This window comes from Massilia sp. IC2-477 (assembly GCF_020707265.1).
Taxonomy (GTDB): domain Bacteria; phylum Pseudomonadota; class Gammaproteobacteria; order Burkholderiales; family Burkholderiaceae_D; genus Telluria.
Genome location: NZ_JAJFEQ010000007.1, coordinates 118,759 through 131,851 on the forward strand (window position 1 = coordinate 118,759; position 13,093 = coordinate 131,851).

A 13,093-nucleotide genomic window follows, 5' to 3' on the forward strand; every position below is an offset into this window, starting at 1 on the left:
TTTGCTAGGCGCTGTCAGCGTTGGATGTGGAAAATGCCGATTGCTGCTCGCAGCAGATGCTCAGGCTCGGTAATACGCCCTTCGTCCAGCGCCCAGCGCCAGCCAAGGTAGTTTGGCAAGTAGCGTGAGGCCACGCCATGGAAGCGCGACAGCCAGCTGCGCAGGCGCTGGTGATAGGCATTGACGTTTTGCACATGAACGGCGCCGCGCATGCGCTCACCGGCCCGCAGGTTCACATACGCATGCGCAATCCCAGCCTCGCGCGCGAAAGTGCGGTACGCAACATGCCCATCGGTCACCAACAGGACGTCTGGGTCGAGCACGGGCAGCAGGTGCCGGTGCAGCTGCCTGGCCGTGACGGCAGCCCGTCCGGTCACGCAGCAGCAGGTCTGACCGCTGCGGTCACGGGCCACCAGGATGCAGTCGTGCTCGTGGCTGATTCCCCGGCTGTGTGCGCTGCCACCGCGCTTGCGGGCAGGCCGGTCCAGGCAGCGCGAACCCTTTTGCGATTCGAGGATGAACATCTCGTCTGCCTCGGCAATGCCCGCGAGGCGATCGGGCTGGTCCAGCCGCGCCCCGTCAAGGAATCGATGACGCCAGCGAAAGCTGGTGTTGCGGTGCACCCCAATACGCTTGGCCGCCGCGCGCACGCTACGCGAGTTGAGCATGTCCCTGAGGTAGTCGATCCATTTCGCGCGGTGGCGCAGCCTGGCGAGGGGCGTGGCGGTCAAGGCGCTGAAGGTGCGGCCACAAGCACGGCAGCGGTAACGCTGCAGGCCTCGAACGATGCCGTGACGATAATGCCGGGTGCCGCTACAGCCGGGACAACAGAGGGGAGCAGGCCGGACCCCATCGATGGCTTCGCACACCTGATCCAGGCCAAGCGCAGGGCGCAGGAATTCGATCAGCAGCGATCGTTGCTGGCGGCTGAGCAAGCCTGCCTGCTGCAGCAAACGACGAAAGCCCGCGGCATTCATGGTCTCTCCTGGTCATCGACCCAGGTTGGACATCCATTCAGCTCAGCAGTTCAGTTTCTACACGTAGCGGTGACAGCGCCTTTTGCTAACGGTTCAGGCGCTTGAGCAGCTGCATGCGCAAGGCGCGGGCGCTCTCCGCGTCCAGCGGCGCCAGCACCCCGCGCGCAGCCGGCGGGATGTGGACCGCCTCGCTGCCGTCGCTGTCGAACACGTAGTGGCGCAGCAGCTCCTGCCAGGCGCGCCGCTGGGCGGGCGGCAGCTCGCGCAGGGTGAGCAGGGCCAGCATCAGGGTGGCGGCCGGCGAATCCATGTGCGGGGGCGACTGGCGCCACCAGTAGTTGACCAGCACATTGAAGGGCTCGAGGGCCTCGATGTGGTGCCACCACATGGAGGGGATGAAGATGGCGTCGCCCGGCCCCAGCTCGGCCGCGCGGGCGCTGGCCACCGCCTGGGCAAAACGGGGAAAGCGCTGCAGGTCGGGCTTGGCGAAGTCGACCAGGCTGATCGCCTGTCCGGCCGGCGTGAAATCGAGCGGCCCGATGTACAGGTTCGACACCTGCTCCGGCGGAAACAGCGTGAAGCGGCGGCGCCCCGCGGCCACCACCGCGATGTTGTCCGGCACGTCGTAATGGGCGGCGATGCGCGAGCGGTTGCCGATCCAGATGCTCACCAGCGGCTGGCGCGCACCCAGGTCGAGGTCGTTCTCGGTGCGAAAGCCCGGCAGGTAGTGGTCGATCATGGTCGAGCCCACGTAGACCGAGGGCGGATGCACGTCGTCCCGGTGGTCCTCCAGCTCTTCCAGCACCTTGTCGAGCGGCGCCTTGATGGCGGCATAATTGAAGCCGCTCAGGTCCGCGTTGTAGAAGTAGCGCCCCGCCATCTCGGGCGCGCCGAGGAAGGCCAGCACCTGTTCGCCGCGGTAGAAACGGCGCAGGTAGGCGCCCGCTTCGCCCTGCGAGGCGCGGCTTCTCGCCACCATCGGCCAGCTTGACGTCAGGCCGCGCAGCACCACCGGTTCGGTGGAGCTCAGCAGCGCGTCGCCCAGCACGCCTGGTGCGCGGCCGTCGAGCTCGCGGATCGGCGCGGGTTCAGGCAACATGGGGTTGTCCGCGGCGCTCGCGGCGCGCGATCAGGTCGCGGAAGTTCGCCAGCGAGGCCAGCACCATGTAGATCGCTTCCAGGTGGCCGGCGCGGTTCAGGCCTTCCAGCGCGGCGCCCGGCAGGGCCTGCAGGCGCTCCTCGTGAATCGTGTGGAAGCCAGAGAGGCGGTGCTGCGCACCATCGTTCAGCTCGATATCCAGCGCAAACGATTCCAGCAGTTCATGTTCGACCAGCGCCTGTATGAAGGCCGGCATGGCCTGCAGGCCCTGGTGCAGGGTGATCAAGACCGAGTGCATGCGCTCCAGGTAGGGGCTGGTGCCGCCATACGGCAGGAACAGTTCCTCCCCGGCGGTGCGGCTCAGGCGCGGGTGTTCAGGGTCGATGTGGATGTGCAGCTCGTCGCCGTGGCGCCCGATCATGAAGGGCCGGCGCTCGATGTTCAGCGGGATGTAGTGGGCGTCCCAGCCTTGCGGGCCCAGGAACAGGTTTTCTCCTGCTTCGAAGCCGAACAGCGCCAGCGCCTCGTAGCCGGCGGCGTCGGAGGTAGCGCGGAACACGATCGGGTAATGGGCCTGGACCTGGCGGAACTCCTGCGGGAAGGTCAGGCTGAACATCACGCCGTCACCATAGGCGGCGCTGCGCTCCGCAATGACGCGCAGGTCCTTGTGTTCCAGGTTGTTCAGCAACACGGATTGGCTCATGCTCTCCCCTGCTCTTCAATGTAAAAAGGCAGGCCGCGCGAACACGGCCTGCCGGAAAAGGGCGGCGCCTAGGCGAGCGCCGCCCTGCCCACGAACTAGAACTTGTAGCGCGCGCCGACCATGTAGCGGCGCCCGCCGGTGGAAACCTGCAGCACCTGGCTCTCGGAGCGGCCGTGCACGCGCTGGGTGGCGTCGTTCACGTTGATCGCCTCGAGCGACAGGCTGAGGTTCCGGTTGACGTTATAGCCGATCGAGATGTCCAGCTGGCCGTAAGGCTCGACATAGCTGGGATTCGGCTTGCTGTTGTCGTTGGTCGAGGACAGGAAGCGGTCGCGCCAGTTGTAGGCGGCCCGCACCGACCAGTTCGCGTCTTCGTAGATGCCGACCACGTTGGCGGAATCCGACAGCCCGACCAGCGCGAACTGGTTGCCCACCCCCAGGTTGTCGAAGGTCAGGTCCGACTTCACGTAGGTGTAGTTGGCCTGGAAGCCGAAGCCGTTGGCGAACATGTGCTGCCAGTTGACTTCGGCGCCCTTCAGGGTATCGCCCTGGGAGTTGACCAGGGTCGAGACCTGGTAAGGCAGCCCCGGATCGCCCGTGATCCCCGTGATCGTGCCCTGCGCGACGCCCGAAGAATTGTCGCCGGTGTAGGTCACGCCCGGCTGGCCGCCGAAGTTACGCAGGATGTAGTTGCGGATGCAGATGCGGTTGGATACCGAGCAGCCCGACGCCACCGCCGCATTCCAGTACTTGCCGCCCACCGGGGTGGTCGCGCTCGGCGAGGCCTCGGTAATCACGGTGGAACCCGTGTAATCGGTCAGCTTCTTGTGGAACAGGCCGAGCGACAGCATGCTCTGCTTGTTGTAGTACCACTCGGCCGACAGGTCCAGGTTCTTGGACTTGACCGGTTCCAGCGCTGGGTTGCCGCGGCTGACCGTCACGCCGGTGACGCTGGCGGTGGTGCCGTAGGTACTGCCGCCGGCAATCTGGTCGTAACGCGCACGGCCGATCGACACGCCGTAGCTGGCGCGCAGCTTCAGGTCGGAACGCAGGTCCATGTCCCAGTCCACGCTCGGCAGGAAATTGTTGTATTTGCCTTCCAGGGTCTCGAACTGCTGCGACCCGAAGTCGACCGGCAGCTCGTTCTCCGAGATCCAGCGGATGCCGGTCGGCACCTTGGTCAGGCCGGTCGAGGCGACCCGGGTCTGCTCGTAGCGGAAACCGATACCGGTGTGCATCGGCAGCGTGGTATCCCAGTCGGTGTTGAACTGGAAGTAGATCGACTTGGTCTTCTCGATCGTGGTGCGGTCGTAGGCAGGGTTGGCCAGGCTCGGGGTATAGCCGGCGCGGTCGCCCGTGATGGCGATGGCGGCGTTGCGCACCGCCTCGAAGTCGAACGGGTGGATCTGGGTGAACAGGTTCGGGTTGTCGGCGCCGCCCAGCTTGCTGAAGTAGTTGCGCAGGTTATCCGCGTGCCACATGTTCTGGTTGTAGGCGTTCGAGGTGACCGGCACCGTGCCGCCCCAGGTATCGCGCTGCACCTGCTGGAAAATCGACTCGTTCTTGTTCCTGGTGAAGGCCGCGCCGAAGTTCAGGCCGGAGCGCTCGAACAGCTTGAGCTTGCCGCCAAGCTGGGCCTGGTCGAGCATCATCTTGTTGCGGCCGTCCTGGAACCACGAACCGGCTACCTGGTGCGGCCTGCCGACGAAGTCGGCGCCCTGGATCGACAGCACCGGCATCTCGCTGGTGAAGTCGGCGCGCGTGGTGCCGCGGCTGAAGCTGGCGGTCGCCAGGTCATTGTTGAAGCCGTAGGGGCTGTCCGACTTCGCTTCCGCAATCGAATGGTGCGCGTCGAAGCTCAGGGTCAGGTCGGGGCTGGCGCGCCACTGGGTGTTGAAGCCGAGCGAGTTCAGGGTCGACTTGCGGGCCGCGTCGCCGCCGTTCATCGAGATGTCCTGCGGGCTGGTGTAGCGCTCCTCGTAGTACAGCGGCGAGGACAGCGGGCCGCCGCTGAACTGGGCGCCCTGGATATCCATGTTATGGCCGAACCAGGCCGACAGCTCGCTGTAGCGGTGCTGGAGCTTGTTCTCGGCAAAGGTATAGTCCAGGGTGGCGGTCAGTTCCTTGACGGGGCGGAACTGGAAGGTCAGCTGGCCGTTGGTGCGCTGGCGCTGGTAGCCGTTCATCTTGTACGACATGTTCTGCGGCGACAGGTACAGGTCGTTACCGCTCGGCGGATTCTTGATGTTGACGAAGTTCGGGTTGTTCGGCTGCGGGATCGCGCCGTCCGCGGTGTCGCCGATCTTGAAAGGGCCCATCCAACCGTTGATGACGGCGGCCGTGTTGATGCCCATGTTGCGTTCCTGGTAGCTCGCGCTGGCGGACAGGCCGAACATGCCGTCGTTCCAGGTATTGCTGTACAGGCCGGAGACTTCCGGAGTGGCCGAGCGCCTGGCCTTGTTCTGGTCGGGCAGGTTGTTGTTCGACTCGTCGTACACGACCTTGGCGCCGAAGCTGGCCTGTTTGCCGAGGTCGAGCGGACGGCCGGTCATGACGTTCAGGGTGGCGCCGATGCCGCCAGGGGTGACGTCGGCGCGCACGCTCTTGTACACCTGGATCTGCGACACGGCTTCCGCGGCCAGGTTGCTGAAGTCGAAGGCGCGGCCGGACTGGTCGCCCAGGTTCGCGGTCGGCATCTGGCGGCCATTGAGCAGCACCAAATTCAGGTCCGGGCCGACGCCGCGCACGGTGACGAGGGCGCCCTCGCCGCGGTTGCGGTCGATCGACACGCCGCTGATGCGCTGCAGGGCTTCGGCCAGGTTGGTATCCGGGAACTTGCCGATGTCGTCGGCGGCGATGCCGTCCACGAAGCCGTCCGAGTTGCGCTTCAGGTTCAGCGTCGATTGCAGGCTGGCCCGGATGCCCGTCACCACGACGGTGCTGGGGGCGGTGCCGGTAACGCCGGCGGGATCGGCCGCGGTGCTCGCGGCCGGGCTGTTGGTCGTCTCCTGATTCGCTTGCTGTGCATGGGCCTGGGTGACCAGGGTGGCGCAGGCGCTGGCCACCGCAAGGGCAATCAGCCTGTGCCTGGTGGCCAGGTGAAGCGAATCTGCTTTCCTTTTATCGTGCAACACTGTGTCTCCTCTCTTCTACAAATGTGGCGCCGCGCCCGGATGGGAACGTGCCGCTGGTGGCGTTGCTGAAAAACACCTAAAAAACAAATTTGTAGTGGGGTCGAGTCCGTTGTGCCGTGTGCAGGGATCGCACCGCAGGCTTAATAAGATTGCCTGTCGGACTTCATATATTTACCAAAGCGTAATATCAGGAATAGAATTAGTCAATTCGTCGAACAAACGAAATGGGATACGGCATCTATGACGCAGCGCAGCAAATTCATGCTGAAAAGGGTTCGGAAGCGCGCCTGGGAAGCGCGGAACTCGGTTCGAGCATACTGCGTCCCAAGCATTATGAAATCGATTTCACAAACAAATCAAGGACTTCGCGTTTTTCCCGAAAGCGCATTCTTCCTTCAGGGAGAGGGTTATACTTGCCGTTTTGATCCCGCCCTGCCGCAGCAAACGGGTTTTCCGGACCGCGCGCAGCTGTTGCATAATCATCACATTCAACCCCTATCGACCCCATGCCAGTCACCGGTGACCACCAACTGCTGAAGCAACTCAACCGGATGGCCCTGGTCCGGCAGGTCGGCAACCAGCCTGGCCTGTCGCGTGCCTCGCTGGCCGAGGTATTGGGGCTGACCAAGTCGACGGTCAGCATGCTGGTGCGTGACCTGATGGACGAAGGCTGGCTGATCGAACGCGAGCTGATGGCGACCGGCGAAGTGGGCCGGCGCGCCACGCCCCTGCACCTCGATCCGGACCGGCTGGCGCTGCTCGGCGCAGAAATCGGCGTGGACGAGGCGCGCGTGGTGGCCACCAACCTCCTCGGCGAGGTGCTCGAGACCCGCGTGGTGTCCTACGACGACAGCGCCGATCCGGCCTCGTGCGTCAAACTGGTGGCCGCTGCCCTGGTACGGCTCGCCAAGCGCCTCGCGCGCACGGCGGGCACGCCTGGTGCGCGCCAGGTGCTGGGCATCGGGCTCGGCCTGCACGGCGGGGTGGACGAAAAGCTGGGCGTGCTGCGCTACGCACCGCACATGGGCTGGCGCAACGTGGACGTGGATGGCCAGGTGCGCACGCACTTCGCGGGCACCCTGCTGGAAGGCCTGCCGCTGTACATGCAGAACGAGGCGAACGTCGCGGCGCTGGCCGAATTCGAATTCACCGGCCAGACCGGCCTGGATCCGCTGGTCTACCTGTCGATCGGCTACGGCGTGGGCGCCGGCGTGATCGTGGGCGACAACCTGCTCACCGGCCTGGGCGGCTTCGCGGGCGAAGTCGGGCACGCGATCCTGCAGGCCAACGGACCGCTGTGTTCCTGCGGGCGCTCCGGCTGCGCGGATGCGCTGATCGGGCTCGCTTCGCTGCTGGGTACGGAAAAGCCGAGCCCGGCTGCCCTCGAGCGCCTGTTCGACAAGGTGGCGCAGGGCCAGGCGCAGACCTGCGCGGCAGTGGCCGCGGCCGGCGAACAGCTGGGAATCCTGCTGAACAACCTGTGGGCCGCCTTCGACCCGATGGCGATCGTCATCGGCGGCCCGGCTCTGCGGCTGGGCAACACCCTGATCGAACCGGCGCGCCGGGTGCTGGGCGGCTATGCGGATGCGGCGATGCTGGCGGCGCCGGAGATCCGCACCTCACGCTTCGGCGCCGATGCGGTCGCGGTGGGCGCCGCCGCGCTGGCGCGCCACCGGCTCACGCGGCCGCTCGACCTGCAGAGCATGGCACGGCGGGTCGACAAGGCCGGACGCCAGGGGCGGCCGACGGGCCTGGATTCCGTAGGGGTGATCTGGTCCAGTGGACCAAATCACGGTCTCCCGCCCACGCGGTGATAGTTAGCGGCGAAATTATCCGGCAAGAAATAGGAGCCTTCGCGTATCACCGCGTGGGGTAATCAGGGCCGGTGACCCTGATTACGAGCCGCCCACCCTACGGCACCAGCAGCGCCAGCTGTTCCGGCTCCAGGTAGCACCACTCCCCTTCCTTCAGTCCGAGCGATTCCAGCGTCAGGCCGCCGATCTGCGAGCGGTGCAGCGCGCTGCAGTGGTTGCCCGCAGCCGCCAGCATGCGCTTGACCTGATGGTACTTGCCCTGCTCCAGCACGATCTCGAGCAGGTGCTCGCCGCGCTGCACGCAGGAGACCGCCTTCAGGGGCGCCGGCTCGTCGTGCAGCTGCACGCCGGACAGCATCTGGTCGACCAGGGCCTGGGTCACCGGTTCCGCCGTGGTGGCCTGGTAAACCTTGGGCACGTGGCGCTTGGGCGAGGACTGGGCGTGAATGAAGGGGCCGTCGTCCGACATCAGCAGCAGGCCGGTGGTGTCGTGGTCGAGGCGGCCGACCGGCTGGACTTCGCGCCAGCCGAACTGCTCGGGCAGCAGGGTCAGCACGCCCGGATGGTGGCTCGGCTTGCGCGAGCATTCATAGTTGGCCGGCTTGTACAGCGCGATATACAGGTGTTCGCGGTAGCGCCATTCTTCGTCGAACACGGTCAGCACCAGATCGTCGGTCTCGATGCTGGCCTTGTAATTGTCTTCTACGGTGCCGTTGACCAGCACGTCGCCGTCCTCGATCAGGGCGCGGCAGTATTTGCGGGTGCCGAATCCCTGCGATTGCAGGATGCGGTCGAGGGAAAGTTTGCTCATGGGGCGCCACTGTAACAGAAGCGGCCGGGAAGCGGCAGGCCCGGCGACGCCCCTTCCAAAGTGGCAGCGCTTACCCATCGCGGATGGGGCCCGCCCCCTCCTCAGGGGTAATGTTTTCCGACAGCCTTCAGATGCGTCCGTTCATTTGACGCGCGTCAAGCCTAGGAAGTTTCCTATTGATAGACTTCAACGCGTTAGGAATCTGCCTAATGACCCGAGACTTCATCCAGGTTAGCTTCACATAACCCAATAGGAATAAAAACCGTGCACACCAACGCGCAACCGATCGATGGCCCACTCCCGTTCGCAGTCGACCCTGAGGAACGGCGCCGGATGGCCAGATTCCACGCCGCCCTGTTTCCGACCCGCCTCGCCCTGGCGCGCTGGCAACACGGCGGGCACATCCCGCACCTGCACCATGGCGCCCCCGCTTTGCGCGCTGCCTGGTACGCCGCGGCCCGGCGCGACTTCCAGGCCTGGCTCGACCGCGGCGGCTTCAGCCAGCACGAGGACGCCCCCACCCTGTGCCCGCCGCCCGTCATCGACTACCAGCCGGCGCAGGACGGCGACACCCGGCACCTGGGCACCTGCTCCTGAACCCGCGACCCCGGCGGTGGAAATGAAAACGACGGCCGGAGCCGTCGTTTCCACTTCCTGAGAAGGAACACTACTGTGAGGAATTGAATTCTCTCGAAGCTGCACCCGCGGTGCAGGGGGCGCTCCTCTCGATCCGGGTGATCACGATCGGTGTGTGTCGTGGCCGGCCCGCCGTCAAGTCGCTAAACCCAATATAGAACATGTTCCGCAGGATGCAAGCAAAATGTCATCGAACCTGCGGCACCGCCCCCTTGAAGGCCGCACTCACGGCGCCGTGGCCGACCGACGCGCCGAATTTCTTCAGGACGCGTTCCGGCAAGCCTTCGTGGGCCGTGTAGTCGACGATGTCCTCGGCCTTGACGATGTCGCGCGCGACCGTGTCGACCGTGCCGAAGCCGTCGGCCAGGCCCATCTCCACCGCTTTGGCGCCGGTCCAGTACAGGCCGGAGAAGGTTTCCGGGGTTTCCTTCAGGCGCTTGCCGCGGCCGGCGCGCACCACCGAGATGAATTGCTGGTGGATTTCGTTGAGCATCGCCTGGGCGTGTGCCTTGTGCTTGTCCGACTGCGGGCTGAAGGGGTCGAGGAAACCCTTGTTCTCGCCGGCGGTGAGCAGGCGCCGCTCGACGCCCAGCTTTTCCATGGTGCCGGTGAAACCGAAGCTGTCCATCAGCACCCCGACCGAGCCGACGATCGAGGCCTTGTTCACGTAGATGCGGTCGGCCGCCGAGGCAATGTAATAGCCGCCCGAGGCGCAGATCTCGTCCACCACCACGTACAGCGGCTTGTCCGGGTAGCCGCGCTTGAGGCGCTGGATCTCGTCGACGATGATGCCGGCCTGTACCGGGCTGCCGCCGGGGCTGTCGATGCGCAGCACCACCGCGGCCGAACCGGCGTCGGAAAACGCCTTGTTCAGCGAGGGAATCACGGTGTCGGCCGCGCCGCTGCCTTCGGATTCGATCTCGCCGTTGATCTCGATGAGGGCGGTGTGGCGGCCGAGGTTTTCGTCGCCGCCGAAACCGAAGGTCGAATCGTAATAGGTCAGCAGGGCCAGGACGGCCACCAGCAGGAAGCTCAGCTTGAAGAAGATGCCCCAGCGGCGCGCCGCGCGGCGTTCGCGCACGGTGGCGAAGACCAGTTTCTCGAGCGTTTCGCGCTCCCAGTTGCTGGCGGTGGGATTGGCGGCGAGCCGTTTTTCGGCCGGGTATTCGCCTGGTTGATCGTGACTCGCTTGCTCGCTCATTCGCTCAGCATTCAATAATGTTCGGTATTCATTCCTGCGCCGGGGGGCGCACCATGTCGTCGGGCTGCCACCAGATGCCGCCGTCGCGTTCGCTCACGGCAATCGGCCGCAGCCGCCCGCCGCGGCAGGGGCCGCCGGCGCACTTGCCGGTATCCGGCTCGTACACCGCGCCATGAGTGGCGCACATCAGGTACAGGCTGCTCGACTCGAAGAAATCGCCCTGCTTCCAGTCGAGTTCGATGGGCACATGTGCACAACGGTTCAGATAGGCAAATGGTTTACCGTCATACCGTACCACAAAGCCCGTCGCTGGGTGCCCAAAGGCAATGACCGGGAAGCGCACGCCCTTGCCGCCGTCGAGCAAGGCGTCCGCTTCGCACACGAACAGGCCGTCATGTTCGGCCATCCTTACGCGTTCTCCAGCAACCAGGCGTGCAGCTCGGGGATCGAGCGGGCCGAGAAGATCGGATTGCAGGCCTGCAGCTGGTGCACCGGATGGGCGCCGAACTCGACCGCGATACCGGAGGCGCCCGCATTGTTCGCCATCATCAGGTCATGGGTGGTGTCGCCAATCATCACGGTGCGGCGCAAGTCCTGGCCCAGTTCGCGCGTGAGCTCCTGCAGCATGGCCGGGTGCGGCTTGGAAAAGGTTTCGTCGGCGCAGCGGGTGGCGTCGAACATGGACAGCAGGCCGGCCGCGTTCATGGCCCGGTTCAGGCCCACGCGGCTTTTCCCCGTGGCCACCGCCAGGAAGTACCCCTGGGCCGCAAGTTCGCTCAACATTTCGCGAACTCCCTTGAACAACACCAGTTCATGGTCCTTCGTGAGGAAGTGGAAACGGTAGCGCTCGACCATCTTCGGGTACAGCACCGGGTCGATGTCCGGCAGCACGGTCTGCATCGCCTCGGACAGGCTGAGGCCGATCACGTGCGAGGCCGAGGCGTCGCTCGGCACCGGCAGCCCGAGGTCGCGTGCCGCCGACTGGATGCAGCGGACGATCGCAGCCGTGCTGTCCATCAGGGTGCCGTCCCAGTCGAAGACGATCAGGTCAAATTGCTTTCTTGGCATATTATTCTTGTGCGGCGGGCAGGTTTCCCGCCCACATTGCTATTTATATGATTGGTTGCCCCAAGCTTACCAAGAATCGGTCGCACTCGGCCGGCAGCGGCGCGTGCAAGGTCATCGACTGGCCGGTGTCGGGATGGGTGAAGGTGATCTGCCAGGCATGCAGGAACATGCGCTTGAGGGCGCCGCGCTCGTCGTTTGCCTTCTGAAGCTGCTTGTTCAATGCAAAATCGCCGTATTTCTCGTCGCCGAGGATGGGAAAGCCGCTCGAAGCGAGGTGCACGCGGATCTGGTGCGTGCGTCCGGTCTTCAGCTCGGCCTCCAGCAGGGCGAAGTCTTTCCACTTGCGCTTCAGGTTGAACACCGTGTGCGCTTCCTGGCCGCCGGCCTGCACCACCACGCGCCGCTCGCCATCCGGGGTCGTGAACTTATGTAAAGGCAGCTTGACATGCTGGCGCTTGTTGGTCCAGTCGCCGTAGACCGCGGTGAGGTAGCGCTTGTCGGTCACGCCGTCGCGCATCTGGTCGTGCAGGTTGGTCAGGGCCGAGCGCTTCTTGGCGATGAGTAACAAACCCGAGGTCTCGCGGTCGAGGCGGTGCACCAGTTCCAGGAACTTGGCCTGGGGCCGCGCCGCACGCAACTGCTCGATCACGCCATACGACACGCCCGAGCCGCCATGCACGGCCACCCCGGCCGGCTTGTCGATCACAAGCAGGTGCGCATCCTCGAACACGACGGCGAACTCGGCGCCGGGCGCGGCCTGGCTGCTGGCTTTTTCGGCAATCCGGATCGGCGGGATCCGCACCAGGTCGCCTTCGGCGAGGCGGTACAACTGGTCGATGCGGCCCTTGTTGACCCGCACTTCCCCCGAACGGAGGATGCGGTAGATGTGGCTCTTGGGGACGCCTTTGCAGACACGCAACAGGTAGTTATCGATCCGCTGACCGGCTTCTTCTTCGGTAATTGTGACGAACTGCGCCTGGATTGTTGGCTGTGATGAAGGGGGAACAACATCGTTCTGTACCACTGTTCGCATTGTCTTCCCAGAAATTCTCTCTAAGTCCTTCATTTTGAATATATAATCGACAGGCGGCGGTCAAACCTCTGCTGGTGTAAGAATTAAAACGATATTTTACACAGGGGCGCGCTCCACCGGCCCCGCTAATCAGCAAATTCGGTGGAAAAAAACGTGTACGCACATTCAGGCGGCGATCAGGGTTGCACCTGCAGTTGCAATCGGGTTGCGTGGCTGGATGCAGGATGGACTGTTTGGATTTGTATGGATAAGTACCGGCAAGCCGCCCTGTTCGCGGCTTGCCGGGTGATGGTGTCGATAACGCTTGTCGTTTTCGCCCGACCCGATGTAAGCCTCACCTGAAGGCTCCAGTTTACGGAAGGCTGATTGATCGCCTCGGTATCGAAGTCTTGGTTGTTCGCTGGCTACGGTTTGGCTCGTTGTTGCACACTGCCCCGCTGTGTCCGCTGTGCCCACCCCAACGTGGTGGCAGGCGGGCCGGTTGCTGGTCGCGGCGTGCGTAGACAATGACGTTCGACATCATTTGCGCCCTGTGTGGCAGCGATGCCCTGCATCGTCCTGCCCCGTCCCGGGTATTCCCCCCTCCAGCATTCCCTTCTCCGCGTACATCCCTGTAC

Annotated in this window: 11 protein-coding genes; 2 read left to right on the forward strand and 9 right to left on the reverse strand. The window is 64.7% G+C overall.

Annotated elements, in window-relative coordinates; genetic code table 11:
* Window positions 1-14: 14 nt before the first annotated feature.
* From LK542_RS15735 to LK542_RS15750, 4 genes are all read right to left on the reverse strand, one after another.
* Window positions 15-977, reverse strand: a complete 963-nt coding sequence (locus LK542_RS15735) for an IS1595 family transposase (RefSeq protein ID WP_307728976.1) — start codon at window positions 975-977, stop codon at window positions 15-17.
* An 85-nt stretch (window positions 978-1,062) separates the two neighbouring features.
* Window positions 1,063-2,076: a cupin-like domain-containing protein gene (locus tag LK542_RS15740; RefSeq protein ID WP_227812613.1), complete on the reverse strand. Its 1,014-nt coding sequence runs from the start codon at window positions 2,074-2,076 to the stop codon at window positions 1,063-1,065.
* Window positions 2,066-2,779, reverse strand: coding sequence for a SapC family protein (locus tag LK542_RS15745; RefSeq protein ID WP_227812614.1), 714 nt, complete (start codon window positions 2,777-2,779; stop codon window positions 2,066-2,068). Before LK542_RS15745 ends, LK542_RS15740 begins: the two co-directional genes overlap by 11 nt.
* A 95-nt stretch (window positions 2,780-2,874) precedes the next feature.
* Window positions 2,875-5,913 (reverse strand): TonB-dependent receptor, encoded by a 3,039-nt coding sequence (locus LK542_RS15750; protein ID WP_227812615.1) that lies wholly within the window; start codon window positions 5,911-5,913, stop codon window positions 2,875-2,877.
* Window positions 5,914-6,419: 506 nt separating this feature from the next.
* On the opposite strand from LK542_RS15750, the gene LK542_RS15755 reads away from it, so the two are divergent.
* Window positions 6,420-7,727, forward strand: a complete 1,308-nt coding sequence (locus tag LK542_RS15755; protein ID WP_227812616.1) for an ROK family transcriptional regulator — start codon at window positions 6,420-6,422, stop codon at window positions 7,725-7,727.
* Window positions 7,728-7,824: 97 nt separating this feature from the next.
* Here the strand turns inward: LK542_RS15755 and LK542_RS15760 are convergent, their stop codons facing one another.
* On the reverse strand, window positions 7,825-8,538 hold the full coding sequence (locus LK542_RS15760; protein WP_227799407.1) for a pseudouridine synthase: 714 nt from the start codon (window positions 8,536-8,538) through the stop codon (window positions 7,825-7,827).
* Window positions 8,539-8,871: 333 nt separating this feature from the next.
* On the opposite strand from LK542_RS15760, the gene LK542_RS15765 reads away from it, so the two are divergent.
* Window positions 8,872-9,135 carry a hypothetical protein gene (locus LK542_RS15765; protein WP_227812617.1) on the forward strand — a complete coding sequence of 88 codons (264 nt, stop codon included), beginning with the start codon at window positions 8,872-8,874 and terminating at the stop codon, window positions 9,133-9,135.
* Window positions 9,136-9,361: 226 nt separating this feature from the next.
* On the opposite strand, the gene LK542_RS15770 is transcribed toward LK542_RS15765, so the two are convergent.
* Genes LK542_RS15770 through LK542_RS15785 form a run of 4 tightly spaced genes read right to left on the reverse strand, consistent with a single transcriptional unit; the run spans window position 9,362 to window position 12,476 of the window.
* Complete coding sequence (locus LK542_RS15770; protein WP_227799409.1) at window positions 9,362-10,375, reverse strand: S49 family peptidase; 1,014 nt, start codon at window positions 10,373-10,375, stop codon at window positions 9,362-9,364.
* A gap of 28 nt (window positions 10,376-10,403) precedes the next feature.
* Window positions 10,404-10,781 carry a Rieske 2Fe-2S domain-containing protein gene (locus LK542_RS15775; protein WP_227812618.1) on the reverse strand — a complete coding sequence of 126 codons (378 nt, stop codon included), beginning with the start codon at window positions 10,779-10,781 and terminating at the stop codon, window positions 10,404-10,406.
* A gap of 2 nt (window positions 10,782-10,783) precedes the next feature.
* On the reverse strand, window positions 10,784-11,443 hold the full coding sequence (locus LK542_RS15780; protein WP_227799411.1) for an HAD-IIIA family hydrolase: 660 nt from the start codon (window positions 11,441-11,443) through the stop codon (window positions 10,784-10,786).
* A 43-nt stretch (window positions 11,444-11,486) separates the two neighbouring features.
* Window positions 11,487-12,476, reverse strand: coding sequence for an RluA family pseudouridine synthase (locus LK542_RS15785; RefSeq protein WP_227812619.1), 990 nt, complete (start codon window positions 12,474-12,476; stop codon window positions 11,487-11,489).
* Between the last annotated feature and the right edge of the window lie 617 nt (window positions 12,477-13,093).